Consider the following 24,369-nt stretch of genomic DNA (forward strand, 5'->3'; position numbering starts at 1 on the left):
GCGTACGGAAGAAGCCCCGGAAGGCCTCAGAACTTGTTGCGCGGGGTGATCCCCAAGGTCATGCCCGCGAGGCCGCGCTGACGGCCGCCCAGCTTGCCCGCGATCGCGCGCAGCGCCGAGCCCGCCGGGGACTCCGGGTCGGTCAGGACGACCGGCTTGCCCTCGTCGCCGCCCTCGCGCAGGCGGACGTCGATCGGGATGGAGCCGAGGACCGGGACCGTGGCGCCCGTCGTCTTCGTCAGGCCCTCGGCGACGCGCTCGCCGCCGCCCGTGCCGAAGACGTCGACCATCTCGCCGCAGTGCGGGCAGGGCAGCCCCGCCATGTTCTCGACGACGCCGACGATCTTCTGGTGGGTCTGTACGGCGATGGAGCCCGCACGCTCGGCGACCTCGGCCGCCGCCTGCTGGGGAGTCGTCACGACGAGGATCTCGGCGTTCGGGACGAGCTGGGCGACGGAGATCGCGATGTCGCCCGTGCCCGGCGGCAGGTCGAGGAGCAGGACGTCCAGGTCGCCCCAGAAGACGTCCGCGAGGAACTGCTGGAGGGCGCGGTGGAGCATCGGGCCGCGCCAGACGACCGGGGCGTTGCCCGGCGTGAACATGCCGATCGAGATGACCTTCACGCCGTTCGCCGACGGCGGCATGATCATGTCTTCGACCTGGGTGGGCTTGCCGTCCGCGCCCAGCATCCGGGGCACGGAGTGGCCGTAGATGTCCGCGTCCACGACGCCGACCTTCAGGCCGTCCGCCGCCATCGCGGCCGCGAGGTTCACCGTCACCGAGGACTTGCCGACGCCGCCCTTGCCGGACGCGACGGCGTAGACACGGGTCAGCGAGCCGGGCTTGGCGAAGGGGACCTCGCGCTCGGCGGTGCCGCCGCGCAGCGCGTTCGCCAGTTCCTTGCGCTGCTCGTCGCTCATCACGTCGAGGGTGACGTCGACATGCGTGACGCCCTCGACGGCGGCGACCGCGTCGGTCACGTTCTTCGTGATGGTCTCGCGCATCGGGCACCCGGAGACCGTGAGGTACACGGTGACCGCTACCGCCCCATCAGGGGAGATATCTACCGATTTGACCATCCCCAACTCGGTGATGGGTCGATGGATCTCGGGGTCGTTCACCGTCGCCAGTGCTTCACGCACCGCGTCTTCCGTAGCCATAAGACCGATAGTACGGCGCGGTAACCCTGCCCCGGAAAGAGCCGTCAACGGTCGCCTACATCACGCCCGCCGCTTTCCTCGGCGGGGAATACGACGCGGCCGCCCCTGCGCTGCTCCTCCAGCTCCCTGACCAGGTCCTGGAGTTCGGAACGGATCCAGTCGCGGGTGGCGACCTCGCCAAGGCCCATGCGCAGCGAGGCGATCTCGCGGCTCAGGTACTCGGTGTCCGCGATCGCGCGCTCGTTCTGCTTGCGGTCCTGTTCGAGGTTGACCCGGTCCCGGTCGTCCTGCCGGTTCTGCGCGAGCAGGATCAGGGGCGCCGCGTAGGAGGCCTGGAGGGACAGCGCCAAGGTCAGGAACAGGAAGGGGAACGGGTCGAAGCGCAGCAGGGCCGGGACCGTGACGTTCCAGACGACCCACACGGCGATGATGACCGTCATCCAGACGATGAAGCGCCCGGTGCCCAGGAACCGCGCGATCCGCTCCGAGAGCCGTCCGAAGGCCTCCGGGTCGTACTCCGGCAGGAGCCTGCGGCGCGGCGGTCGCGGCTGGTCGAGCCGGAAGCGGGGCGCGGGCCGCTGCTCGGCGCGGGTGTCCCGCTCCCGCTCGCGGTCAGCCGGCGGCACGCGGCGCCTCCTCTTCCTGCTCTTCCTGGTGGAACTCCGTCTCGCGCCAGTCGTCCGGCAGCATGTGGTCGAGCACGTCGTCGACCGTGACCGCGCCGAGCAGCGAACCGCCCTCGTCGACGACGGGGGCCGCCACCATGTCGTACGTGGCGAAGAACCCGGCGACCTGCGGCAGCGCGGTCTCCGGCGCGAGGGTCTGCAGATCGTCGTCGAGGACCGAGCTGACCAGCGTGTACGGCGGATCGCGCAGGAGCCGCTGGAAGTGCACGGTGCCCAGGTACTTGCCCGTCGGCGTCTCGTCCGGCGGGCGGCACACGTAGACCTGCGCGGCGAGCGCGGGGGAGAGGTCCTGCTGGCGCACCCGTGCGAGGGCGTCCGCGACCGTCGCGTCGGGCCGCAGCACGATCGGCTCGGTCGTCATCAGACCGCCCGCGGTGCGCTCCTCGTACGCCATCAGGCGCCGCACGTCCGCCGCGTCGTCCGGCTGCATCAGCGTGAGCAGCCGCTCCTTGTCGTCCTCGGGCAGCTCGGCGAGCAGGTCAGCGGCGTCGTCCGGGTCCATCGCCTCCAGGACGTCGGCGGCGCGCTCCTCCTTGAGCTTGCCGAGGATCTCGATCTGGTCGTCCTCGGGGAGCTCTTCGAGTACGTCGGCGAGCCGGTCGTCGTCGAGCGCGGCCGCCACCTCGGCCCGCCGTTTCGGCGAGAGGTGGTGCAGGACGTTGGCGAGGTCGGCGGGGCGCAGCTGTTCGAAGGTGGCGAGCAGGCTCTCGGCGCCCTGGCCGTGCTCCTCCACGGCGAAGCCGTCCACGGCCGACCACTCGACGGTGAGCGTCTCGCCCTTGCGCCGGAACGCGCCGCCCTTCCCCTTGCGCACGAAGACCCGGTCGATCTCCCAGTCGCGCCGGGCCGGCAGCTGCTGCACCGCCACGTCGAGGACGGTCACCTCCTCGCCCGTCTCGATCAGGCGGACCCGCCGGTCGAGCATCTCGCCGAGCACGAGCCGCTCGGTGGGCCGCTGCTCGAAACGGCGTACGTTCAGTACGCCCGTGGTGATGACCTGTCCCGACTCGATGCCGGTCACCCGGGTCATGGGCAGGAAGATGCGGCGCCGCGTGGACAGCTCGACGACGAGGCCGAGGAGCCGGGGCGGCCTGCGCTGCACCCGCAGCGTCGCCACCAGGTCGCGCACGCGGCCGACCTGGTCGCCGTTCGGGTCGAAGACGGCGATGCCGGCCAGATGCGAGACGAAGACCCGGGAGGCGCTTGCCGCCATCACACCCGCCTCCCTCACTCGTAGCGTCTATGCCGTTCTGTCCCGTAATGCGGGCTTCAGGCTAGCCCGTCCCGGTCGGATACGCCCCGGCGGAGGGTCCGGCCACACTGGCGCCGACCCAACTGGTCAGCACGGGTACGCTGCCGTACTGCCGTAGCCGTAGCCGTCGTCCCCACGAGAGGCAGCGCCCCCTGTGTCAGCGATTTCCCCGATCCGCCGCACCCGCAGAGCAGCACTCGTGAGCGCGATGTGCGCGGGTCTCGTCGTGGGGGTCACCGGTCTCACCGGGTGCAGCAGCGAGGAGGACCCGGACGCGGGCACGAACGGCATAGGAAAGCTCTCCGCCGCGAAGATCCAGAGCAAGACCCGCGCGACCGCCGACACGGCGCCCGCGGTACGTCTCTCGGGCACGCTGGTCAGCAAAGGCCACACGTACAAGCTCGACATGCGCCTCAAGGAAGAGGGCGGCACCGGCTCGGTCACCTCGAAGGGTGAGACCTTCCAGCTGCTGCGCGTCGGCAAGCACCTCTTCCTCAAGGCCGACTCCGCCTTCTGGACCCACGAGGAGGCCAAGGGCGGCGAAAAGCCCGGCCAGGCGGACGACCAGGCCGCGGCCAAGCTCGACGGCAAGTACGTGAAGGTCCCCGAGGAGGACGCGTCCTACCGGCAGCTGAGCGGCTTCACGGACAAGGACAGCCTCCTTGCGGGCATGCTCGCCCTGCACGGCAAGCTCGCCGTCGGGGAGCGCGGCACGACGGACGGCAACCCCAGCATCGAGATCAACGGCGACAAGGGGGCCGGCGGCACCCTGGACGTCTCCCTCGAGGGCAAGCCCTACCCGCTGCGCCTGAAGCGCGCGGGCGACGCGGGCACGCTCAGGCTCAGCGACTGGGGCAGGGACTTCACGCTCAGCGAGCCGGACAAGGAAGAGATGGTCGACTACGGGGAGCAGCTGCCCCAGTCGTAAGCCGCGGGAAGCGCTGCGGCCGGTCTAGCCGCGCCGCTTCTTCCGCTTGAACAGCAGCCGGGGAAGCCCTTCGGGCACCGGCTGCCGGGTGGTCGCCGGGGTCGGCAGGGGCGGGGCCGCGAGGGACGCGTCGGGCAGGTCGGTGCTGATGTCGCGCGGGGTGAGCCGGACGACCCGGCACTCGTCCGCCCAGCGCTGCGGCATCCGCTCGCCGTCCGGTGCGTTCAGGCGCTTGCCCTTGAGCTCGGCGACGGCCGCCTCCCACTCCTCTGAGCGCGGCGCGAGCTCCGTGACCTGCGCGGTCCAGGCGATCAGGCGGCCGCCCTTGTCCTTGCTGCGCACGGTCACCTCGGCGGTGCCGCCGTCGACGAGACCCGGCAGCGGCTGCTCGCCGGGGCCGTCGCCGATGAGATGCGCCGCGCCCTCGTGCCATACGTGCCACAGGGCGCGCGCCGGTTCCTCGCCGCGCACCCAGATGAGGCCCGACTTCTTGGTGGCCTCCTCGACGAGGGCCCGGGCGAGCAGCGTTTCTGTCATGCGCGCAGCCTATCGACCGCTGTCTACAGCCAGCCGTTGCGCTTGAGGGTGCGGTGGATGGTGTAGCAGGCGCCGGCGATGAGGCCGAGGACCATCGGGTAGCCGAACCGCCAGTGCAGCTCGGGCATGTGGTCGAAGTTCATGCCGTAGACCCCGCACACCGCCGTCGGCACGGCGATGATCGCCGCCCAGGAGGTGATCTTGCGCATGTCCTCGTTCTGCGCGACCGCGGCCTGCGCGAGGTTGGCCTGCAGGATCGAGTTGAGCAGTTCGTCGAAGCCGACGACCTGCTCCTGGACGCGGGCCAGGTGGTCGGCGACGTCACGGAAGTACTTCTGGATGTCCGGGTCGACAAGACGCATCGGCCGCTCGCTCAGGAGCAGCATGGGCCGGAGCAGCGGAGAGACGGCCCGCTTGAACTCCAGGACCTCGCGCTTGAGCTGGTAGATCCGCCCGGCGTCGACACCGCGCGCGGAGCCCTTGCCCTTGCTCGGCGCGGAGAACACCTCGGTCTCCACCTCGTCGATGTCGTCCTGCATGGCGTCGGCGACCGCCAGATAGCCGTCGACGACGTGGTCGGCGATGGTGTGCAGGACGGCGGACGGGCCCTTGGCGAGCAGTTCGGGCTCCTCCTGGAGCCGGCGCCGCAGCGCGCGCAGCGAGCCGTGGCCGCCGTGCCGCACGGTGATGAAGAAGTCCCGCCCGGTGAAGCACATCACCTCGCCGGTCTCGACGATCTCGCTGGTGGCGGTGAGTTCGGCGTGCTCGACGTAGTGGATGGTCTTGAAGACGGTGAAGAGCGTGTCGTCGTAACGCTCCAGCTTGGGCCGCTGGTGCGCGTGCACCGCGTCCTCGACGGCGAGGGGGTGCAGCCCGAACTCGGCGGCGATACCGGAGAACTCGGCCTCGGTCGGCTCGTGCAGACCGATCCAGGCGAAGCCGCCCTCGCGGCGCACCTGGAGCATCGCCTCGTGCGGCGTGAGCGTGTCGTCGCAGGCCGCGCGGCGGCCGTCGCGGTAGACGGCGCAGTCGACGACGGCGGAGGCGGCGGTGGGGTCACGGGTGGTGTCGTACGAGCTGTAGGCGCTGCCGTCCTTGCGGAGCGAAGGACGTACGGCGGCGCGAAGGTCACGGATCATCGACATGGGCAGGCTCCTTTGACGGAGGCCGCCGGCGACGGGTGGAACTACCCGGAATGGGGACGTCCTGCTGGGGATGTTTGGCACGTCCACAAAGCGGGGAGCACCGCACCATCGCGGTGGCAGCTTCGCTACTGACTCAGATCAGATAACTCAGAGAGATCAGGTGGAAACGAAGTGCTCTTCCGTCGCACGCAAGCACGGGGAGTACAGACGCACAGTGGCAGCTACAGGGCTGCGTGAGGTGTCAGACGGAAGAACGGGTGGTACTGCACGGTCGACTTCGATCCATGGCAGCCCCACCTCCTCCGGCCGGTCCCCCGTAGGGGAAGTCCCAAGCGCGTAGCGCGCGAAGTCATCTGCCCGGGCTTGAGAGCGCGCTCAGAGTGCTGACTGCGTGCTGCCCGGAACCAGCGGCCAACACTATCAGCCGACTGAAGTGTCAAGCCCCGTCTTTACCCGCCACTGACGAGTTCTATGCTCGCGGGATGGCTGATGTTCTTGCTCTGGTCGAGGCCCGCCTCCGTAGCGGCCTCGGTGAACCGGACGCCCGCGCCGCGGTGACCTTCCTCGGCACCGACCGCGTCGAAGTGCTGCGCTTCACGGACGGGGACGTGGTCAGATACGCCACGCTCGGCATGTCGGCCCAGCCGATGGCCGACCCGACCGCCGCCCTGGCCGACCCGGTCAAGGGCCCGCGCGCGGAGCTGATCCTCTCGGTGCGAGGTGGCGTCGCCGACACGGACAAGGTGCTGCGCCCGCTGGCCGTACTGGCGGCTTCGCCGCAGGTCGAGGGCCTGATCGTGGCCCCCGGCGCCTCGCTCGACGTGGGCGAACCGCTGTGGCCCGGCGCGCAGTTCACGTCGGTGCTCGTCGCGGAGCCGGGCGGCCTGGTGGAGGACCTGGACCTTGACGAGCCGATGGAGCCCGTACGGTTCCTGCCGCTGCTGCCCATGACGCCGAACGAGGGCGCGTGGAAGCGGGTGCACGGCGCGCAGGCCCTCCAGGAGCGCTGGCTGAACAGCGGAACGGACCTGCGCGATCCGCTGCGCAAGTCCGTTTCCCTGGACTGAAGTTCCCTACGGGCCGGGCTGGAATCCCGTACGGGCCGGACTGAAATCCCTTACGGGAGAGATCAGTTGGCGAAGACGGTGACGCTGTCCTCCGTCGCGTGCTTCGGTTCCAGCTCCTCGGCCTCGTGGTTCAGGGCGTCCTTGCGGACCCAGACCACGACCGCGCCGAGCACCGCCGTGACGGCCGCGACCACGAACGGGATGTGGATGTTGCTCCACTCCTCGATCTTCGGCGCGAAGAACGGCGCGGCGGCAGCGGCGAACCACCGGACGAAGTTGTAGCCGGCGCTCGCCACGGGGCGCGGCGCGTCCGACACGCCGAGCGCGAGCTCGGTGTAGACGGTGTTGTTCACGCCGATGAAGGCGCCGGACAGGATCGTGCAGACGATGGCCGTGGCGTGGTTGCCGTACCCGAGGACCAGCACGTCCGCGGCGAGCAGCACCAGTGAACCGCCGAGCACCTTCAGCGAGCCGAGCTTCGCCTGCAGCCGGGGCGCCACGAGTACCGAGAAGACCGCGAGCAGCAGGCCCCAGGCGAAGAAGATCGCACCCGACTTGTACGGGGTCATGTTCAGCACGAACGGCGTGAAGGCCAGGACCGTGAAGAACGTGTAGTTGTAGAAGAACGCGGAGGCGGCGGCCGACGCGAGCCCGCCGTGGCCCAGGGCCTTGATCGGGGCGAGCAGCGAGGTCTTCTGCGCGGGCTTCGGCTGTTCCTTCAGGAACGCCGTGATGCAGAGGAAGCCGACCGCCATCAGGACCGCGGTGCCGAAGAACGGGTAGCGCCAGCTCGCGTTGCCGAGGACCGCGCCGAGCAGCGGCCCGCACGCCATGCCGAGGCCGAGCGCCGACTCGTACAGCAGGATCGCCGCGGCGCTGCCGCCGGCCGCGGCGCCGACGATGACGGCAAGGGCCGTCGACACGAAGAGCGCGTTGCCGAGCCCCCAGCCCGCGCGGAACCCGACGAGCTCACCGACCGAACCCGAGGTGCCCGCGAGCCCCGCGAAGACCACGACGAGCGCGAGCCCCAGGAGCAGGGTCTTCTTGCCGCCGATCCGGCTGGAGACGAACCCGGTCACCAGCATCGCCACGGCGGTGATCAGGAAGTACGAGGTGAAGAGCAGGGAGACCTGGCTGGCGGAGGCGTCGAGGCCCTTGGCGATGGAGGGGAGGATCGGGTCGACGAGCCCGATGCCCATGAAGGCGACGACGGACGCGCCCGCGGTGGCCCAGACGGCCTTCGGCTGCCGCAGGAGGCTGGTCGCCCCCTTGTCCAATGGGTCCCCTTCGGCGGGTCCTCCTGTGCTGCTGTTCATGCCTGCTCCTTAGCGGCTTCCGTAACGGCTTCCGTAACGACTTCCGTCGAGATCGTTGACGTATACACATATTAGTTAGCCAAGCTAAAAGATGCAAGCTACATCTAGTTTCTCCTGGTGACAGGGCCACCGGACGGGTGATCGTCCTTGACGGGGGGACGAGCGGGGAGGACCGTTGGTCGTTATGAGGGGCGAACCCAGTTGCCCGAAGTGTGGTGGCCGGGTCAGGGCTCCCGGTCTCTTTGCCGACTCCTGGCAGTGCGATGTGCACGGGACGGTGCATCCGCTGCAGCCTGTGATCCCGCCAAGCGTCGAGGCCCTCCAAGTGGTGGTGCACCGTGCGCAGGTGCCGGTGTGGATGCCCTGGCCGCTGCCTGTCGGCTGGCTGTTCACGGGCGTGGCCTGCGCCGGCGACGACCGCAGCGGCGGCCGTGCGACCGCAGTGGCCTGCTCGGGGCCCGCGCCGCTCGGCGGCATCGGTGAGCTGGTGCTCGTCGCCGAGGAGCTCGGCGTCGGGCTCGGCGCACGGTATGCGGGCATCGACGGCCCGGACCCCGGTCCGTATCTGAACGTCGAGAAGTCGCCGCAGGCCAAGCTGCTCGCGGCGGGCAGGCCGACCCCGATGTGGCATGTGGCGGGCACGCCGGACGACCGTGCGGTCTTCGCGGGTGAGGCGCGCGGCCTGTGGCTGTGGGCGGTCGCGTGGCCTGAGCAGTCGGGGCTCCTGATGTACGACGAGCTGGTGCTCACCGATCTGCGCGACGCCGGGGCGGAGACGGACCTGCTGCCGTGCGGGGCGCTTTCGCCGCGGATTCTGTCGCCGTAGTGCGGGTTTCGTCGCTGTGACGGGTTTCCCCGTCGTGGTGATGCGGGTTCGTCGGCGTGACGGGGTTTCCGTCGCGGTGATGCGGCTTGCGTCGTCGTGAAGCGGGTTGCGTTGCCGTGAGAGGGCTTACGCCGTCGTGATGCGGCTTCCATCGCTGTGACGGGGTGAGGCGGGAGAGAGGGGGCGCCGTGAGGGGTGTCTCCTCTGTGGCGGGCGGCGGAGCGTTCGGCTCCCGTTATCCTTGAGCGTCCCCTCAGCCCGCCCCTTCCTGCCCGTTCCTGTCCGTTCCCGCCCGTCAGAGCCTGGAGTCCGCGTCGTGCGCATCGATCTGCACACCCACTCCACCGCTTCCGACGGCACGGACACCCCGGCGCAGCTGGTGCGCAACGCTGCCGCCGCCGGGCTCGACGTCGTCGCGCTCACGGACCACGACACCACCCGCGGGTACGCGGAGGCCGTCGCGGCCCTTCCCGCCGGCCTCACCCTCGTCACCGGCGCCGAACTCTCCTGCCGCCTCGACGGCGTGGGCCTGCACATGCTGGCCTACCTCTTCGACCCCGACGAGCCGGACCTCGCCCGCGAGCGCGAACTCGTACGCGACGACCGCGTGCCCCGCGCGAAGACGATGATCGGCAAGCTCCGGGAGCTCGGCGTCCCCGTCACCTGGGAGCAGGTCGCGCGCATCGCGGGCAACGGCTCGGTCGGCCGCCCGCACATCGCCGAGGCCCTGGTGGAGCTTGGCGTCGTGCCCACCGTCTCGGACGCCTTCACCTCCGACTGGCTCGCCGACGGCGGCCGCGCGCACGCCGAGAAGCACGAACTGGACCCCTTCGACGCGATCCGCCTGGTCAAGGCCGCGGGCGGCGTCACCGTCTTCGCGCACCCGGCGGCCGTCAAGCGCGGACAGGTGGTGCCCGAGGACGCGATAGCGGCACTGGCCGCCGCCGGTCTCGACGGCGTCGAGGTCGACCACATGGACCACGCCCCGGACACCCGCACCCGGCTGCGCGGCCTCGCCGCGGACCTCGGTCTGCTTGCCACGGGGTCCAGCGACTACCACGGCAGCCGCAAGACCTGCGTGCTCGGGGAGTTCACCACCGACCCCGAGATCTACGGGGAGATCACGCGCCGCGCGACCGGGGCGTTCCCGGTGCCGGGCGCGGGCGGACGGCCCGCCGCGTAACGCGGGCTTCCCGGCCCCTGCCACCCGCCACCTTTTCCGCCGCCCTCGCGCGGCATTTTCGTACGCCCCACTTCACTGCAAGGCCATCACTGTGTTCGACGTCGCCGTCTTCGGATCCCTCTTTCTCACCCTTTTTGTCATCATGGATCCCCCCGGGATCACCCCGATCTTCCTCGGGCTCACCTCAGGCCGGCCCGCCAAGGTACAGCGGAAAATGGCCTTCCAGGCCGTGTGCGTCGCCTTCGGCGTGATCGCGGTCTTCGGAGTCCTGGGCCATCAGATCCTCGACTACCTGCATGTCTCCGTCCCCGCGCTGATGATCGCGGGCGGTCTGCTGCTCCTGCTCATCGCGCTCGACCTGCTCACCGGCAAGTCGGACGAGCCGACGCAGACCAAGGACGTCAACGTCGCCCTCGTGCCGCTCGGCATGCCGCTGCTCGCGGGGCCCGGCGCGATCGTCTCCGTCATCCTGGCCGTCCAGGACGCCGACAGCGTCGGCACGCAGCTCTCCGTGTGGGCGGCGATCGTGGCGATGCACGTCGTGCTGTGGCTGGTGATGCGCTACTCGCTCCTGATCATCCGGGTCATCAAGGACGGCGGCGTGGTCCTGGTGACGCGGCTCGCGGGCATGATGCTCTCCGCGATCGCGGTGCAGCAGATCATCAACGGCGTGACGCAGGTGATCAACGGCGCCTAGCGCGGCTCTGGTCAACGGCGCCCGGCGCGGCTCGCCCGGGGTCGTGACGTCCGGGCATGCCAAGGGCCCCCGTACCAAAGGTGTACGGGGGCCCTTCAACCTGTGCGTGCAACCTATATGTGCATCTTGCAACCTATATGTGCAACATGTGCGTTACGAGGCCGGGGATTCGGCCGGGCGGATATAGATGCGCTGGCCGATCGCTGCGGCCTGCTGCACGATCCGATTGACGGAGGCGGCGTCTACGACGGTCCGGTCCACGGCAGCACCGTCGACGTCGTCGAGTCGCATGATTTCGAAGCGCATAAGGCTTCTCCCTTCGTCTGGTCATCCTCCTGAAGGAGAACTACTGGTGTGTGGCCGCCGGGACAGCTGTGTCCGGCGTTCCATACGGGTACAACGAGTTGCCCCCAGCAAACATTCCCTACGCTAAGGAAATTTTTCGACAGACTAATTACTCACGAGTAGCGAGATCGGTTGTGTTCGCTGCGTGACCGGCGGGACAATGGACCCGATGAACGACGACATCGAGATCAGCGCCCAGCTGGAGCGCGCCAACGGACTCCTCGAGCGCGTGCTCGCCGAGGTCGCGAAGACGCCGTCCACGCACGCGATCTTCGTCGACGCCGGTTATGTGTACGCGGCGGCCGGACGGCTCGCGGTCGGCACCGAGGACCGGCGGGCCTTCGACCTGGACGCGGAGGGGCTGATCGAGGCGTTCATCGACAAGGCGCGCACGATCTTCGCGGACAGCCGGCTGCTGCGCGTCTACTGGTACGACGGTGCGCGGCGCCGCATCCACACCGTGGAGCAGCAGTCGATCGCCGAACTGCCCGACGTCAAAGTGCGCCTGGGCAATCTCAACGCGAACAACCAGCAGAAGGGCGTGGACTCCCTCATCCGGACGGATCTGGAGTCACTGGCCCGGCACCGCGCGATCAGCGACGCGGCGCTGATCGGGGGCGACGAGGACCTGGTCTCGGCGGTGGAGGCCGCGCAGGGGTACGGCGCGCGGGTGCACCTGTGGGGCATCGAGGCGTCCGAGGGCCGCAACCAGGCGGAGCCGCTGCTGTGGGAGGTCGACAGCCAGCGCACGTTCGACCTCGACTTCTTCAAGCCGTACGTGTCCCGGCGCAGCGTCGCGGTGTCGTACGAGACGGCGGGTACGCCCCGGCCTCCCCGCGAGAACGTGCGCTTCGTGGGCGCGCAGATCGCCGCGAAGTGGCTGGCCGCGCGGGGGCGCGAGGCGCTGGTGGATCTGTTGCCGGGCCACCCCTACCTGCCGGGATCGGTGGACCAGGAGCTCCTGGTGGAGGCCGAGAAGCTCCTCGCGTACTCGTTGCGGGGGCAGTCCGATCTGCGGCGGGCGCTGCGGGACGGGTTCTGGGAGCATCTGCAGACGCAGTACTAGGGGTGCTGGCGGGGTGCTGGCGGAGCTCTAGTGGGTGGCGCTGTCCGGTTGGTCCCGGAAGGCGATCCGGTCCCAGAAAGCGATGAGGGCGGCTGCGGTTTCCGCGGGGCGGTCGGTGTTGGGGGAGTGCTCGGCGCCGGTGATGATCGTGCGGTGGGCTCGCAGACGCTCGGCCATCTCGTCGAGCCAGGGGATGGGCCAGGTGTCGTCGCGCTCGCCGGAGATGACGTGCTTGGGCAGGGGCAGGGCGGTGAGCTCCGTGACGCGGTCCGGCTCGACGCAGAGCTGCTTGCCGGTGGCGATGAGCTGGGCGGGGCTGTGCCGCAGCCAGCGCTCGCGCAGGGCGTCACCGTCGACGTCGGTGTCCGCGGGCGGATCGAAGGCCTGTATGGCGGCCCAGGCCTCGGCCATCGACATGACGGTCAGCGCGTCCGTCAGCATCTTGGCGCGGGCCTGCTGCGGGGGTGAGATGGCGGCGGGGCCTGATGCCATGAGGGTGAGCGAGGCGAAGGTTTCCGCGGGGGTGCGGAGGGCGGCGGCGCGGAGGGTTGCGGCGCGGGCGATCTGGCCTCCGAGGGAGTGGCCTAGGAGGTGAGGGGTGGTGGTGCCGGTGGTTGCGTCGGCCCGGGTGAGTGCGTCTGCTTGAGCGAGTGCGTCGGCCTGAGCGAGTACGTCCTGGGCCAACTCGGCTTGGGCGTACGGTGATTCGTCCTTCTCGGGGCCCTGGGTCTCGTACTGTCCGCGGCCGTCGACGGCTACCGCTCGATACCCGGCATCTGCGATGGGCCTGAGCAGGGCGATGAAGTCTTCCTTGCTCCCGGTGAAGCCGGGGAGCAGCAGTACGGTGCCTCTGGCCTCGCCGGCCGGGCGGGCGTCCAGGGAGGCGAAGTCGCCGCGTGCGGTCCTCAGGGGCCGCGCGTCGACGCCGGGGGGCGGGGTGAAGGTAGGGGGCCTGCTCATGCCTCCGAGGCTATCCGGGGGGCGGGGTCTTGGGCGGGTTCTCGCCGGGGGCGTTGAGCGGTTGCCCTGCGGTGGGCTTGGGCGGGCTCCGGGGCGTCACCCTGCGGGGGCCTTTCCCGCGCTTCGCGCGGATGCTTCCCCACCCACCCACCCGATTACCCCGCGCTGCGGGGGATTGAGGCTGGGGCGCTGGGTCTCCGTGCGGGTGGTCTGCCTTCCCGCGCTTCGCGCGGATTCTCCCGCCCGCCCACCCGATTGCCCCGTGTTGCGGGGGTGGGGCTGGGGGCGCTGGGTTTCCGTGCGGGTGGTCTGCGGTCCCGCGCTTCGCGCGGATTTTTCCCACCCCGCCCACCCGATTACCCCGCGCTGCGGGGGATTGAGGCTGAGGGCGCTGGGTTTCCGTGCGGGTGGTCTGCTGTCCTGCCTTCCGCGCGGATTCTCCCCGCCCACCCACCCGATTGCCTCGTGCTGCGGGGGAATGGGGCTGGGGTTGCTGCGTTTCCGTGGGGGTGGTCTGCGGTCCCGCGCTTCGCGCGGTTTCTGCCCGCCCACCCACCCGATTGCCCCGTGTTGCGGGGGTGGGATTGGGGGCGCTGGGTTTGCCCCGTGCTTCGTGGCGCATGCTTCCCGCGTGCCCACCCGTTCGCCCTGTGGCGCCGAGTAACGGGTGGGTGGGTGGGAGACATCCGCGCGGAGCGCGGGAAAGTTACGGCTGGGGCTCTCGATGGGCCGAGTGTCAACGCGGGCGTTCCGCGCGCGGCGCAGCGCGGGGTGTGAGGCGGTTGGGCCTCATGCCTGGCGCCGGGTGGTGCGACGGGACGCAGAAGGCCCGGCTCCCCCGTAGGGGACCGGGCCTTCTGGTGTCAGGACTCAGCGGAGCGTCTTAGCTCTCCTCCGCCGGCGCCGCCACCGCCTTGCGGGTCCTGCGGCGCGGCTTGGTGACCGTGGGCTCGTCCTCGGCGACCGCCGGGACCGCAGCCGCGGCCTTGCGCGTGCGACGGCGGGGCTTGGCCTCCTCCGTCGGCTGCGCGGGGATCTCCGCCTCGGCCACCGGCTCGGCCGCCTTGCGGGTGCGGCGGCGGGGCTTGGTGGCCGGGGCCTCTGCCTCGGCGGCTTCGGCGGCGACCTCGGCGACCGGCTCGGCCGCCTTGCGGGTGCGGCGGCGCGGCTTGGTGGCCGGGGTTTCTGCCTCTGCCGTCTCCACCGCCTCGACCGTGTCCACGACCGCTTCCGCTGCCTTGCGCGTGCGGCGGCGGGGCTTGGTGGTCGGGGTCTCTGCCTCGGCGGCCTCGGGGGCCTCGATGGCGACCTCGGCTACCGGCTCCGCTGCCTTGCGGGTGCGGCGGCGCGGCTTGGTGGCCGGGGTCTCTGCCTCTGCCGTCTCCACCGTCTCGACCGCCTCGACCGCTTCCGCTGCCTTGCGGGTGCGGCGACGGGGCTTGGTGGCCGGGGCCTCTGCCTCGGAGGCCTCGGGTGCCTCGGTGGCGACCTCGGCTACCGGCTCCGCTGCCTTGCGGGTGCGGCGGCGCGGCTTGGTGGCCGGAGCCTCGGCGGGCGCGGGCTCGGGCTCGGCGGTCACCACGGCCTCGACCGTGTCGACGACTGCCTCCGCGGCCTCCGAGCCGCTCCGCGTCCGGCGACGTCGGCGCGGCGTACGCGGCTCCGTCGGCTCAGCCACGGCAACTGCGGGTGCTGCCTCGGTGGTGGCGGCCTCGGCCACCGGCGTGGCGGGAGCCTCCAGCGGCGTGCCCGAACGCGTGCGGCGGCGACGGCGCGGCGTACGCGCCTCACGCGGCTCGCGCTCCGCCTCGGGGGCGCGCCCCCGGTCACGGTCACGGCCGCCGTCACGGCCGCCGTCACGACCACCACGGTCGCGGTCGCGTCCGCGCGAGCCACCCTTGCCGCCGGTCTCGCCGAGGTCCTCGATCTCCTCGGCGCGGAGCCCGGCGCGGGTCCGCTCGGCGCGCGGCAGGACACCCTTCGTGCCCGCCGGGATGCTCAGCTCCTCGTACAGGTGAGGGGAGCTGGAGTACGTCTCGACCGGGTCGTTGAAGCCGAGGTTCAGCGCCTTGTTGATCAGCTGCCAGCGCGGGATGTCGTCCCAGTCGACCAGCGTGATCGCGATGCCCTTGGCGCCCGCGCGGCCCGTACGGCCGATGCGGTGCAGGTACGTCTTCTCGTCCTCGGGGGACTGGTAGTTGATGACGTGCGTCACGCCACCGACGTCGATGCCGCGTGCGGCGACGTCGGTGCAGACGAGTACGTCCACCTTGCCGTTGCGGAACGCGCGCAGCGCCTGCTCACGGGCGCCCTGCCCGAGGTCACCGTGCACGGCGCCCGAGGCGAAGCCGCGCTTCTCGAGCTGCTCGGCGATGTCGGCGGCGGTCCGCTTCGTACGGCAGAAGATCATCGCGAGTCCGCGGCCCTCGGCCTGCAGGATGCGCGAGACCATCTCGGGCTTGTCCATGTTGTGCGCGCGGTACACGTGCTGCTTGGTGTTCGCGACGGTCTGGCCCTCGTCGTCCGGCGCGGTGGCGCGGATGTGCGTGGGCTGCGACATGTACCGACGGGCCAGGCCGATGACCGCGCCCGGCATGGTCGCCGAGAACAGCATCGTCTGACGCTTCGCCGGCAGCATGTTGATGATCCGCTCGACGTCGGGCAGGAAGCCCAGGTCGAGCATCTCGTCGGCCTCGTCGAGGACCAGGCACTTGATGTGCTTGAGGTTGAGCTTCTTCTGGCCCGCGAGGTCGAGGAGACGACCCGGCGTGCCGACGACGATGTCGATGCCCTTCTTGAGGGCCTCGACCTGCGGCTCGTACGCACGGCCGCCGTATATGGCGAGGACGCGGACGTTACGGGCCTTGCCGGCGGTCAGGAGGTCGTTCGTGACCTGCTGGCACAGCTCACGCGTGGGGACGACGATGAGCGCCTGCGGGGCGTCGGTCAGCTGCTCGGGCTTGGCCCGGCCCGCCTCGACGTCCGCGGGGACGGTGACGCGCTCCAGGAGCGGGAGTCCGAAGCCGAGCGTCTTGCCGGTGCCGGTCTTGGCCTGGCCGATGACGTCGGTCCCGGAGAGCGCCACGGGGAGCGTCATCTCTTGGATGGGGAAAGGGCTGATGATGCCGACGGCCTCAAGGGCCTCGGCCGTCTCGGGAAGAATTCCGAGATCGCGGAAAGTCGTAGTCAGGGCATTGCCTCTTCTGTGAGACGCAGTCCGAGGCGAACGCTGGGGGTCGTGACCGTGCCACTACCGCCGGCTGCTTGGGGGGCGGGGCCGGGGGCGCGGGACCACTGCCTGCGCTCGAGCGCTCGTACCGCTGAGGTTCCCTCCTCGTGCCGTCCGCACTTCGCGGGCCGCCTGGAGGGCTGTCGGGTCGGAGCCGATCGGGCCTCCGACCGGGCATCCTCATTCGTACGGCCCGACGAATATTCGGCGGGCGCATTACCACTGTACCCCGGAATCTCGCAGCCGTGTCTGGCGAATTCGTCACGTAGTCGTCGTCACAGTCACTGACCAGGCCCTTACACGTTGCTGCGAGCGGGCTATTGTGCGGTTTATGGAGACGCCTGACACCGCCGCTGACACACCTGCCGAACCCACTGGAATCGCCGCCCTGGACTGGAAGGCCGCTGCCGACGAGCCGCACTACCGCGCCGCGGTCGTGGACCTGCTCGGAGCGCTCGCCTACGGAGAGCTCGCGGCGTTCGAGCGGCTCGCCGAGGACGCGAAGCTGGCGCCCACGCTCGGCGACAAGGCGGAGCTGGCGAAGATGGCGTCGGCGGAATTCCATCACTTCGAGCAGTTGCGGGACCGGCTCACCGCGATCGGCGCGGACGCCACCGAGGCGATGGAGCCCTTCGTGGCCGCGCTCGACGGCTTCCACCGCCAGACGGCGCCGTCCGACTGGCTCGAGGGTCTTGTCAAGGCGTACGTGGGTGACTCGATCGCCAGTGACTTCTACCGCGAGGTGGCGGCGCGGCTCGACGGTGACACCCGTCGTCTCGTCCTCGGTGTGCTCGACGACACGGGGCACGCGAGCTTCGCCGTGGAGAAGGTGCGGGCCGCGATCGAGGCGGACCCGCGGGTCGGCGGGCGGCTCGCGCTGTGGGCTCGACGCTTGATGGGGGAGGCGCTTTCGCAGTCGCAGCGGGTGGTCGCCGATCGTGACGCTCTGTCGACCATGCTGGTCGGGGGCGTTGCCGATGGGTTCGACCTTGCCGAGGTCGGGCGGATGTTCTCTCGGATCACTGAGGCGCATACGAAGCGGATGGCTGCGCTCGGGCTCGCCGCGTAGTCGCGGGGCTCCGGGGAACGGGGGGCGCCTTTTTGCCGCGGGCCCGCTGTGGCTTGCCGCGCAGTTCCCCGCGCCCCTTGTGGGCCTGTGCGGGTTCGTTGTGGCCGGTCCCGCCGTTCCCCGCGCCCCTTACGGGGCTGATCGCTGGTGTTCGTCTTTGCGGTGCGTGGTGGCCGGTCGCGCCGTTCCCCGCGCCCCTTGCGGGGCGCCCCCGCCCCTACGCCGTCGCTGAGCGACGGCGTACGCGGCTGCGGGTGGGGCGGAGCAGGAGTGAGAGCAGGGCCGCTGCTACGGCTACCGCGCCCGCCAGTGTGCCGGGGGCGTGGCCCGCGCCGAGGGCCATGTGCGCGACGATGGCGCCGATCACGCCGCCCGCCGCGCCGGTCGACAGGACCAGACTGCGTGCGGGGAGCCGGTGGGCCAGTCGGTGGGCCGCTGCCCATGCCAGGGCGAAACCGAGCAGTGCAGAGCCGAGTGCTTCCAGAATCACAGGGTGTTCCTCCCTCGCGGCCAGGTGCAAAACGGTCGTAGCCGGTCTTACCCCCGGCGGCCGGAATGCAATCCTCCAAGCCCACTCCGAGCCCGTTTCGGGTCCACTTCGAGCGCTCGCGGAGCTCCTCCCCGTAAGGGGGGTTAGGGGGCGCTTCAACGCACGGGAACGGCCCGGTGGTTCATGACCACCGGGCCGTTCCCGTTGTTCGTCCTGCGTGCAGCGCCCCGGACTACAGGGCGCTGAAGCCCACCTTGCGTGCGGTCGGCTCGCCGAGCTCGACGTACGCGAGGCGGTCGGCCGGAACCAGGACCTTGCGGCCGTGGTCGTCCACGAGGCTCAGCAGCGGCGACTTGCCGGTCAGCGCCTCGGACACCGCGTGCTCGACTTCCTCGGCACTCTGGCCGCTCTCCAGCACGATCTCGCGGGGCGCGTACTGCACGCCGATCTTGACCTCCACGGCTTTGTCCCTCCGACGGTCAGTGATGTGCGCGGCCGTCCGCGCCGTACTCAGCACACATTAGCCCGGTGCGGCGATGCGTATGCTTCCGCCGCTGCACGCCAGTAGCGAACAGAGATCGGGAACAGAATGCCGGAACGGAGAACCGGGCCGGAGAGCCGGACCGGAGAATCCGGGTCAGTGGCCGTCCACGCCGTGCAGCGGGAAGCCCGCGATGCCGCGCCAGGCCAGCGAGGTGAGCAGTTCCACCGCCTTTTCGCGCGGGACCGTGCTGCCGCTGGCGAGCCAGTACCTGGCGACCACCTGTGAGTAGCCGCCGAGGCCCACGGCGAGCAGCATCGCCTCGTCACGGGGCAGCCCCGTGTCCTCGGCGATGACCTCGCAGATCGCCTCCGCGCACTGCAGCGTCACCCGGTCCACGCGCTCGCGGACCGCGGCCTCGTTCGTCAGGTCGGACTCGAAGACCAGGCGGAAAGCGCCGCCCTCGTCCTCCACGTACGCGAAGTAGGCGTCCATCGTGGCCGCCACGCGCAGCTTGTTGTCCGACGTCGACGCGAGTGCCGTACGGACGGACTGCAGCAGTGATTCGCAGTGCTGGTCGAGCAGGGCGAGGTACAGGTCGAGCTTGCCGGGGAAGTGCTGATACAGCACCGGCTTGCTGACTCCGGCCCGCTCGGCGATGTCGTCCATCGCCGCCGCGTGATACCCCTGCGCGACGAAAACCTCCTGCGCCGCGCCCAGCAACTGATTGCGTCGGGCACGACGCGGCAGGCGTGTGCCCCGCGGGCGCGCTGCCTCTGTCTGCTCGATGGCTGTCACGCCGCCTCCCATGATCGTGAATGTGCGGTGTGCGCCGCGCGGCCATCGTACTTTTCGGTAACCCTGATGTGCGCGGTACGAGCTGAGAATTTCACGGACTGGATAACCGGGAAAGCCGTGCGTAGCAGGGCAAACACGGGCAGCTCAGCGATAGTCGTCTTCGTCGATGCTGACGACGCGGGCCTGTTCGGCAAGGTCGGCCTCGTTGGCCGCGTCCGTGTTCGCGTCCTGCAAGGAGTCGTCCTCGCGCGGCGCGAGATCGGTCTGCTGCTCCGCGGCATCGGCCTCCGGTGCCTCGGGGCTCTGGTCGGCGATATCGGGGGTCTGTTCGACCTCGAAGGTCTCGGGGTCGGACGGGTCGACGGTCATCGTGGCTCTCTTCCCTAGCGGACTAGTGATGCGAGTGCCCTGTTCGTCCTCTTCTATCTCTCTGCCATCTCTCTGTCATCCCTCTTCTACGAGCCTAGGAGAGAGCCGGAGCGGGCGCTACGCGATCTCTGTGCGACTTCGGCTGGATCTGTGACGGCGAACACATGAACCACCGTGTGATCGTCTCGTAACATTGCCGCATGTCTTCGACCGACCTGCCGCATGTGATCGCCGCTTCCGTCGCACCCAAACCGGGTGCCGTCGCGGTCGCTGCGGGCGAGCGGCTGGACTCGGTCACGCTCCCCGGGCTCACGCTTTCGGTGCGTTCCAGGCCGTCGGTCCGCGAGGGACTGCCGCCCGCGCTGTTCGTGCACGGGCTCGGCGGCTCCTCGCAGAACTGGTCGGCCCTGATGCCGCTGCTCGAGGACGTCGTCGACTGCGCGGCGATCGACCTTCCGGGGTTCGGCGACTCGCCGCCGCCGGACGACGGCAATTATTCGGTCACGGGGCACGCGCGCGCGGTCATCCGTTATCTGGACGCACGCGACGACGGGCCCGTGCACCTGATCGCCAATTCGCTGGGCGGCGCGGTCGCCACCCGCGTGGCCGCCGTCCGCCCCGACCTGGTGCGCACCCTGACCCTGGTCTCGCCCGCGCTCCCGGAGCTGCGGGTGCAGCGCACGGCACTGCCGACCGGGCTGCTCGCGGTGCCCGGCGTGGCGAGTCTGTTCACCCGGCTCACCAAGGACTGGACGGCCGAGCAGCGGGTCAGCGGCGTCATGGCGCTCTGTTACGGCGATCCGGGCCGGGTCTCGCCCGAGGGGTACAGCGCGGCCGTGCGGGAGATGGAGCGCAGGCTCGCCCTCCCGTACATGTGGGACGCGATGGCCCGCTCGGCGCGCGGCATCGTGAACGCGTACACACTGGGCGGGCAGCACGGCCTGTGGCGGCAGGCCGAACGGGTGCTCGCGCCGACCCTCCTGATCTACGGTGGCCGGGACCTGCTCGTCTCGTTCCGCATGGCCCGCAGGGCCGCCGCCGCGTTCCGTGACTCACGGCTTCTCACGCTGCCGGAGGCGGGGCATGTGGCGATGATGGAGTATCCGGATACGGTGGCCACGGCAATCCGCGAACTGCTCGCGGACACGGACGAATTGCAAGCATCCGGTCAGTCGGACGCAGGGAGCTGAGGCGGCGAGTGGGACGTCATAGCCGCCGGGGTTCGACCGACCTCGCAGACAACACGGGCAGCACGGATACCACCGACATAACGTCGACACAGGGCGCACGACCGCCCGGTCCCGGCACGGGGCGCCGCAGACGAGCTCCGGGGGACGGCGGCACGCCCGCGCACGGCATCCCGCAGGCCACGCCTCCGCACGGCATCCCGCAGGCCACGCCTCCGCGCGGAGTTCCCCAGGCCACCCCGCCCCGCGGAGTCCCGCAGGCCACCCCGCCGCACGGCTCGCCGCACGTCCGTGGCGGGCATCCCGAGCAGCGTGAGCCCGGTGGTGGATGGGGATCAGGGCCGCGGCCGGGTGCCGTCTACGGAACGCCGGGTGCGCGGACCGCGCCGCCCCGCATGCCGGGGCCCCGCCGTGAGTACGTGGACGCGTTCGGCGACGAGTCGGCGGAGGATGACCTCTTCTCGACCGGCGCGATCAACACGACCGGCATGGCCGGCAGGACCGGTACGGCCGCCGCGTCCGCCCCCGCCCCCGCGTCGGCAGGCGCCCCGCCCCGCGACCCGTACGCCTCCGTCACCGACTGGGACCGCGCGGTCGACGAGGACGAGGAAGCGCACGGAGAGCTCTGGTCCGCCGCCGACGGGTCCGACGGTCCCGGCGGTCCCGGCGGCATCGCGGACGACGAGGCCGAGGCCGAAGCCGGCAAGGGAGGCGGCAAGGGCCGCACCTTCACCGGGATCGCGGCCGCCGCCGTCACCACCGTCCTCGCGGTCGTCGTGGCCGGTCAGGTGACCGACGGGCCCAAGGATTCCGCTCCCCGGACGCAGGCCGCGGAGGGTCAGGAGAAGCGCGCCGCGGGTGAGGACGCGTCCCGCTCTGACGACCGGCCCACGCCTCCGGAGTCCGCCCCGGCGACATACGAGGCGAAGATGGCCAAGAAGTACCCGCTCGACGCCAAGCTCACGGCGTCCGGCGACTTCGACGCGATGGCAGGGTTCGACAAGGCGCCCGGCAAGGGGCAGAAGTTCCGCTACCGCGTCGACGTCGAGAAGGGCATGGGTCTGGACGGCGAGCTGTTCGCCTCGGCCGTGCAGAAGACCCTGAACGACGACCGGAGCTGGGCGCACGGCGGCGGCCGGACCTTCGAGCGGATCTCCTCGGGGAAGCCCGACTTCGTCATCACGCTCGCGAGCCCCGGGACGACCGGCAAATGGTGCGCGAAATCAGGGCTCGACACCCTTCAGCAGAACGTTTCCTGTGACTCCGCGGCCACCGACCGCGTCATGATCAACGCCTATCGGTGGGCGCAGGGCGCCAAGACCTACGGCGACCGCATCTATCCGTACCGGCAGATGCTGATCAATCACGAGGTCGGTCACCGGCTCGGCTTCAACCACACGGACTGCACGAAGGACGGCCAGCTCGCGCCGGTCATGCAGCAGCAGACGAAGTTCCTCGACCACGACGGAATCAAGTGCAAGGCCAACCCCTGGGCGTTTCCCAAAAGTTGAGCCCACGAGTTGAGACAGAAGTGACCGGCATGCGGTCATTTCTGGATCACAAGCTTTGACATCTGCCGAAAGTTCGTTCATATTTCTCCGCATGTCGCCTCGTCACGCCTCCTCGCGCGCCGCCCTTGAGCTGGCGCTCTTTGGCGTGACCGCGCTCTGCGTGTCCGACATTCACTGTTGCTGACGCCCGCCCCTGGCGTGTGCGTCGCTTTCTCTCGGGACCCTCTGCTGCACCTTCCGCACCCTCTGCGGTCCTGACTGACCCTTTTCGGCGACCCCGGGGCGAGCTCTGCGCTTTTTGCCCCATTTGGTTCTCCGAGAGGCCCCTTCCCATGCGTCAACCGTCCGTCATAGCCCGCCGCGTGGCAGCGGCATCCGTCAGCCTCGTCCTGGCAGCGGGCGCCGCCGCCTGCGCGGGCCCCGAGGACAACGACGCCGGGAACGGCGGCGCCGAGGGCAAGCCCGCGAAGGGCGGCACGCTCACTGTCCTCAACAGCCAGCCGCAGGTCGACTTCGACCCGGCGCGGCTCTACACCTCCGGCGGCGGCAACGTCCCCTCGCTCGTCTTCCGCACCCTGACCACCCGCAACCGCGAGGACGGCGCCAAGGGCTCGGAGGTCGTGCCGGACCTCGCCACGGACCTCGGCAAGTCGTCCAAGAACGCCACGGTGTGGACGTACACCCTCAAGGAAGGGCTCAAGTACGAGGACGGATCGCCGATTACCTCCGCCGACATCAAGTACGGCATCGAGCGCTCCTTCGCCGGTGAACTCTCGGGCGGCGCGCCCTACTTGAGGGACTGGCTGATCGGCGGCGACAAGTACGCCGGGCCCTACAAGGACAAGAGCGGCAAGGGACTTGAGTCGATCGAGACGCCCGATGAGCGCACGATCGTCTTCCACCTGAACAAGCCCGAGGGCGAATTCCCCTATCTGGCGACGCAGACGCAGTTCACGCCCGTCCCCAAGAGCAAGGACAAGGGCACCAAGTACGAGGAGCACCCGGTTTCGTCCGGCCCGTACAAGGTCGTCAGGAACGAGAACGACGGCGAGCGCCTGACCCTGGAGCGCAACCCGCACTGGTCGGCGAAGACCGACCCCGAGCGCAAGGCCTACCCGGACAAGATCGACGTGCGGTCCGGCCTCAACTCCTCGGTCATCAACCAGCGGCTCTCGGCCGGCCAGGGCGCGGACGCCGCCGCCGTGACCACCGACACGAACCTCGGCCCCGCCGAACTCGCCAAGGTCACCGGCGACAAGGCACTGGCGTCGCGCGTGGGCACCGGGCACTTCGGATACACGAACTACCTCGCCTTCAACCCCAAGGTGAAGCCCTTCGACGACCCGAAGGTGCGCCAGGCCATCTCGTACGCCGTCGACCGTTCGTCGGTCGTCAACGCGGCCGGCGGTTCGTCGCTCGCCGAGCCCGCGACCACGTACCTGCCCGACCAGAAGTCCTTCGGATACACGAAGTACGACCACTTCCCGGCGGGCAAGTCCGGCAACGCGAAGAAGGCCAAAGAGCTTCTTGAGGAAGCCGGTCACAAGGACGGGCTCACCATCACGCTGACCCACTCCAACGCCAAGGACTTCGAGACGAGCCCGGAGATCGCCACGTCGATCCAGGACGCCCTGAAGAAGGCCGGGATCACCGTCAAGCTCCAGGGTCTCGAAGACAACGACTACAAGGACAAGGTGCACAGCGCCAAGGACGAGCCCGGCCTCTTCCTCGCCCACTGGGGTGCCGACTGGCCCTCCGGCGGTCCCTTCCTCGCCCCGATCTTCGACGGGCGGCAGATCGTGAAGGACGGCGCCAACTTCAACACCGGCTTCCTGGACGACAAGTCGGTCAACAACGAGATCGACGAGATCAACAAGCTCACCGACCTCGACGCGGCCGCGAAGCGCTGGGGCGCACTCGACAAGAAGATCGGCGAGCAGGCCCTGACCGTGCCGCTCTTCCACCCGGTCTACAAGCGCCTCTACGGCAAGGACGTCAAGAACATCGTGATCAGTGACTGGACGGGCGTCCTTGACGTCTCGCAGGTCGCGGTCAAGTAAGGGCTAC

At 70.1% G+C, this 24,369-nt stretch carries 24 protein-coding genes; 11 read left to right on the forward strand and 13 right to left on the reverse strand.

The annotated features are described in order from the left end of the window. Nucleotides 1-26: 26 nt before the first annotated feature. From ACWFR3_RS24255 to ACWFR3_RS24265, 3 genes are read right to left on the reverse strand one after another with little or no spacing between them, the layout of a single operon-like run. Nucleotides 27-1,160 carry an Mrp/NBP35 family ATP-binding protein gene (locus tag ACWFR3_RS24255; RefSeq protein ID WP_453736717.1) on the reverse strand — a complete coding sequence of 378 codons (1,134 nt, stop codon included), beginning with the start codon at nucleotides 1,158-1,160 and terminating at the stop codon, nucleotides 27-29. Between the two features lie 44 nt (nucleotides 1,161-1,204). Next, nucleotides 1,205-1,786, reverse strand: coding sequence for a DUF1003 domain-containing protein (locus tag ACWFR3_RS24260; protein WP_453736718.1), 582 nt, complete (start codon nucleotides 1,784-1,786; stop codon nucleotides 1,205-1,207). After that, the gene (locus tag ACWFR3_RS24265) at nucleotides 1,773-3,059 is read right to left on the reverse strand and encodes a magnesium transporter MgtE N-terminal domain-containing protein (protein WP_453736719.1); all 1,287 of its coding nucleotides are present in this window, start codon (nucleotides 3,057-3,059) and stop codon (nucleotides 1,773-1,775) included. The genes ACWFR3_RS24260 and ACWFR3_RS24265 overlap by 14 nt, the downstream gene beginning before the upstream one ends. A 247-nt stretch (nucleotides 3,060-3,306) precedes the next feature. Between ACWFR3_RS24265 and ACWFR3_RS24270 the strand changes: the two genes are divergently transcribed. Continuing rightward, nucleotides 3,307-4,026 (forward strand): hypothetical protein, encoded by a 720-nt coding sequence (locus ACWFR3_RS24270; protein ID WP_453736769.1) that lies wholly within the window; start codon nucleotides 3,307-3,309, stop codon nucleotides 4,024-4,026. 24 nt (nucleotides 4,027-4,050) lie between these two features. On the opposite strand, the gene ACWFR3_RS24275 is transcribed toward ACWFR3_RS24270, so the two are convergent. Then, nucleotides 4,051-4,563: a hypothetical protein gene (locus ACWFR3_RS24275; RefSeq protein WP_453736720.1), complete on the reverse strand. Its 513-nt coding sequence runs from the start codon at nucleotides 4,561-4,563 to the stop codon at nucleotides 4,051-4,053. Between the two features lie 23 nt (nucleotides 4,564-4,586). After that, nucleotides 4,587-5,708: a magnesium and cobalt transport protein CorA gene (locus ACWFR3_RS24280; protein WP_453736721.1), complete on the reverse strand. Its 1,122-nt coding sequence runs from the start codon at nucleotides 5,706-5,708 to the stop codon at nucleotides 4,587-4,589. A 482-nt stretch (nucleotides 5,709-6,190) separates the two neighbouring features. Here ACWFR3_RS24280 and ACWFR3_RS24285 point away from each other — a divergent pair, with 482 nt between their 5' ends. Beyond that, nucleotides 6,191-6,775, forward strand: coding sequence for a suppressor of fused domain protein (locus ACWFR3_RS24285; RefSeq protein ID WP_453736722.1), 585 nt, complete (start codon nucleotides 6,191-6,193; stop codon nucleotides 6,773-6,775). 62 nt (nucleotides 6,776-6,837) lie between these two features. Here ACWFR3_RS24285 and ACWFR3_RS24290 read toward each other — a convergent pair whose 3' ends face one another. After that, on the reverse strand, nucleotides 6,838-8,091 hold the full coding sequence (locus ACWFR3_RS24290; RefSeq protein ID WP_453736723.1) for an MFS transporter: 1,254 nt from the start codon (nucleotides 8,089-8,091) through the stop codon (nucleotides 6,838-6,840). Between the two features lie 184 nt (nucleotides 8,092-8,275). Here ACWFR3_RS24290 and ACWFR3_RS24295 point away from each other — a divergent pair, with 184 nt between their 5' ends. The 3 genes from ACWFR3_RS24295 (at nucleotide 8,276) to ACWFR3_RS24305 (ending at nucleotide 10,797) form a co-directional block, all read left to right on the forward strand. Then, nucleotides 8,276-8,917, forward strand: a complete 642-nt coding sequence (locus tag ACWFR3_RS24295; RefSeq protein ID WP_453736724.1) for a DUF6758 family protein — start codon at nucleotides 8,276-8,278, stop codon at nucleotides 8,915-8,917. A 316-nt stretch (nucleotides 8,918-9,233) separates the two neighbouring features. Continuing rightward, nucleotides 9,234-10,100, forward strand: coding sequence for a PHP domain-containing protein (locus ACWFR3_RS24300; RefSeq protein WP_453736725.1), 867 nt, complete (start codon nucleotides 9,234-9,236; stop codon nucleotides 10,098-10,100). A gap of 91 nt (nucleotides 10,101-10,191) precedes the next feature. Further along, nucleotides 10,192-10,797: a MarC family protein gene (locus tag ACWFR3_RS24305; RefSeq protein ID WP_453736726.1), complete on the forward strand. Its 606-nt coding sequence runs from the start codon at nucleotides 10,192-10,194 to the stop codon at nucleotides 10,795-10,797. Nucleotides 10,798-10,950: 153 nt separating this feature from the next. Here the strand turns inward: ACWFR3_RS24305 and ACWFR3_RS24310 are convergent, their stop codons facing one another. Further along, on the reverse strand, nucleotides 10,951-11,103 hold the full coding sequence (locus ACWFR3_RS24310; protein ID WP_167829028.1) for a hypothetical protein: 153 nt from the start codon (nucleotides 11,101-11,103) through the stop codon (nucleotides 10,951-10,953). Between the two features lie 208 nt (nucleotides 11,104-11,311). Between ACWFR3_RS24310 and ACWFR3_RS24315 the strand changes: the two genes are divergently transcribed. Then, entirely contained in the window at nucleotides 11,312-12,208 is an 897-nt protein-coding gene (locus ACWFR3_RS24315; protein WP_453736727.1) for an NYN domain-containing protein, read from the forward strand. A gap of 27 nt (nucleotides 12,209-12,235) precedes the next feature. Here ACWFR3_RS24315 and ACWFR3_RS24320 read toward each other — a convergent pair whose 3' ends face one another. Together ACWFR3_RS24320 and ACWFR3_RS24325 are read right to left on the reverse strand one after the other, a co-directional pair. Next, entirely contained in the window at nucleotides 12,236-13,168 is a 933-nt protein-coding gene (locus ACWFR3_RS24320; RefSeq protein WP_453736728.1) for an alpha/beta fold hydrolase, read from the reverse strand. 883 nt (nucleotides 13,169-14,051) lie between these two features. After that, nucleotides 14,052-16,265 carry a DEAD/DEAH box helicase gene (locus ACWFR3_RS24325; RefSeq protein WP_453736729.1) on the reverse strand — a complete coding sequence of 738 codons (2,214 nt, stop codon included), beginning with the start codon at nucleotides 16,263-16,265 and terminating at the stop codon, nucleotides 14,052-14,054. 463 nt (nucleotides 16,266-16,728) lie between these two features. Here ACWFR3_RS24325 and ACWFR3_RS24330 point away from each other — a divergent pair, with 463 nt between their 5' ends. Beyond that, nucleotides 16,729-17,466 (forward strand): ferritin-like fold-containing protein, encoded by a 738-nt coding sequence (locus tag ACWFR3_RS24330; protein ID WP_453736730.1) that lies wholly within the window; start codon nucleotides 16,729-16,731, stop codon nucleotides 17,464-17,466. A gap of 217 nt (nucleotides 17,467-17,683) precedes the next feature. On the opposite strand, the gene ACWFR3_RS24335 is transcribed toward ACWFR3_RS24330, so the two are convergent. From ACWFR3_RS24335 to ACWFR3_RS24350, 4 genes are all read right to left on the reverse strand, one after another. Further along, complete coding sequence (locus ACWFR3_RS24335) at nucleotides 17,684-17,956, reverse strand: hypothetical protein (protein WP_453736731.1); 273 nt, start codon at nucleotides 17,954-17,956, stop codon at nucleotides 17,684-17,686. A gap of 232 nt (nucleotides 17,957-18,188) precedes the next feature. Next, nucleotides 18,189-18,416 (reverse strand): DUF3107 domain-containing protein, encoded by a 228-nt coding sequence (locus ACWFR3_RS24340; RefSeq protein ID WP_055565193.1) that lies wholly within the window; start codon nucleotides 18,414-18,416, stop codon nucleotides 18,189-18,191. 177 nt (nucleotides 18,417-18,593) lie between these two features. Continuing rightward, nucleotides 18,594-19,235, reverse strand: a complete 642-nt coding sequence (locus tag ACWFR3_RS24345) for a TetR/AcrR family transcriptional regulator (protein ID WP_365860495.1) — start codon at nucleotides 19,233-19,235, stop codon at nucleotides 18,594-18,596. Between the two features lie 144 nt (nucleotides 19,236-19,379). Next, nucleotides 19,380-19,604 (reverse strand): hypothetical protein, encoded by a 225-nt coding sequence (locus ACWFR3_RS24350; protein WP_453736732.1) that lies wholly within the window; start codon nucleotides 19,602-19,604, stop codon nucleotides 19,380-19,382. A gap of 200 nt (nucleotides 19,605-19,804) precedes the next feature. Here ACWFR3_RS24350 and ACWFR3_RS24355 point away from each other — a divergent pair, with 200 nt between their 5' ends. From ACWFR3_RS24355 to ACWFR3_RS24370, 4 genes are all read left to right on the forward strand, one after another. Further along, on the forward strand, nucleotides 19,805-20,794 hold the full coding sequence (locus ACWFR3_RS24355; protein ID WP_453736733.1) for an alpha/beta fold hydrolase: 990 nt from the start codon (nucleotides 19,805-19,807) through the stop codon (nucleotides 20,792-20,794). 8 nt (nucleotides 20,795-20,802) lie between these two features. Then, on the forward strand, nucleotides 20,803-22,302 hold the full coding sequence (locus ACWFR3_RS24360) for a DUF3152 domain-containing protein (RefSeq protein WP_453736734.1): 1,500 nt from the start codon (nucleotides 20,803-20,805) through the stop codon (nucleotides 22,300-22,302). A gap of 91 nt (nucleotides 22,303-22,393) precedes the next feature. Further along, nucleotides 22,394-22,486, forward strand: a complete 93-nt coding sequence (locus ACWFR3_RS24365; RefSeq protein ID WP_344520500.1) for an Ms4533A family Cys-rich leader peptide — start codon at nucleotides 22,394-22,396, stop codon at nucleotides 22,484-22,486. 148 nt (nucleotides 22,487-22,634) lie between these two features. Continuing rightward, nucleotides 22,635-24,362 carry an ABC transporter substrate-binding protein gene (locus tag ACWFR3_RS24370; RefSeq protein ID WP_453736735.1) on the forward strand — a complete coding sequence of 576 codons (1,728 nt, stop codon included), beginning with the start codon at nucleotides 22,635-22,637 and terminating at the stop codon, nucleotides 24,360-24,362. Nucleotides 24,363-24,369: the final 7 nt, after the last annotated feature.

It is taken from the genome of Streptomyces sp. NPDC055189, assembly GCF_053606765.1.

Coding starts and splice junctions, on each gene's coding strand:
- ACWFR3_RS24255 (WP_453736717.1), bottom strand. CDS start 1,160: ATGGCTACGGAAGACGCGGTGCGTGAAGCACTGGCGACGGTGAACGAC.
- ACWFR3_RS24265 (WP_453736719.1), bottom strand. CDS start 3,059: ATGGCGGCAAGCGCCTCCCGGGTCTTCGTCTCGCATCTGGCCGGCATC.
- ACWFR3_RS24270 (WP_453736769.1), top strand. CDS start 3,307: ATGTGCGCGGGTCTCGTCGTGGGGGTCACCGGTCTCACCGGGTGCAGC.
- ACWFR3_RS24275 (WP_453736720.1), bottom strand. CDS start 4,563: ATGACAGAAACGCTGCTCGCCCGGGCCCTCGTCGAGGAGGCCACCAAG.
- ACWFR3_RS24280 (WP_453736721.1), bottom strand. CDS start 5,708: ATGTCGATGATCCGTGACCTTCGCGCCGCCGTACGTCCTTCGCTCCGC.
- ACWFR3_RS24285 (WP_453736722.1), top strand. CDS start 6,191: ATGGCTGATGTTCTTGCTCTGGTCGAGGCCCGCCTCCGTAGCGGCCTC.
- ACWFR3_RS24290 (WP_453736723.1), bottom strand. CDS start 8,091: ATGAACAGCAGCACAGGAGGACCCGCCGAAGGGGACCCATTGGACAAG.
- ACWFR3_RS24295 (WP_453736724.1), top strand. CDS start 8,276: ATGAGGGGCGAACCCAGTTGCCCGAAGTGTGGTGGCCGGGTCAGGGCT.
- ACWFR3_RS24310 (WP_167829028.1), bottom strand. CDS start 11,103: ATGCGCTTCGAAATCATGCGACTCGACGACGTCGACGGTGCTGCCGTG.
- ACWFR3_RS24315 (WP_453736727.1), top strand. CDS start 11,312: ATGAACGACGACATCGAGATCAGCGCCCAGCTGGAGCGCGCCAACGGA.
- ACWFR3_RS24320 (WP_453736728.1), bottom strand. CDS start 13,168: ATGAGCAGGCCCCCTACCTTCACCCCGCCCCCCGGCGTCGACGCGCGG.
- ACWFR3_RS24325 (WP_453736729.1), bottom strand. CDS start 16,265: ATGACGCTCCCCGTGGCGCTCTCCGGGACCGACGTCATCGGCCAGGCC.
- ACWFR3_RS24330 (WP_453736730.1), top strand. CDS start 16,729: ATGGAGACGCCTGACACCGCCGCTGACACACCTGCCGAACCCACTGGA.
- ACWFR3_RS24350 (WP_453736732.1), bottom strand. CDS start 19,604: ATGACCGTCGACCCGTCCGACCCCGAGACCTTCGAGGTCGAACAGACC.
- ACWFR3_RS24355 (WP_453736733.1), top strand. CDS start 19,805: ATGTCTTCGACCGACCTGCCGCATGTGATCGCCGCTTCCGTCGCACCC.
- ACWFR3_RS24365 (WP_344520500.1), top strand. CDS start 22,394: ATGTCGCCTCGTCACGCCTCCTCGCGCGCCGCCCTTGAGCTGGCGCTC.
- ACWFR3_RS24370 (WP_453736735.1), top strand. CDS start 22,635: ATGCGTCAACCGTCCGTCATAGCCCGCCGCGTGGCAGCGGCATCCGTC.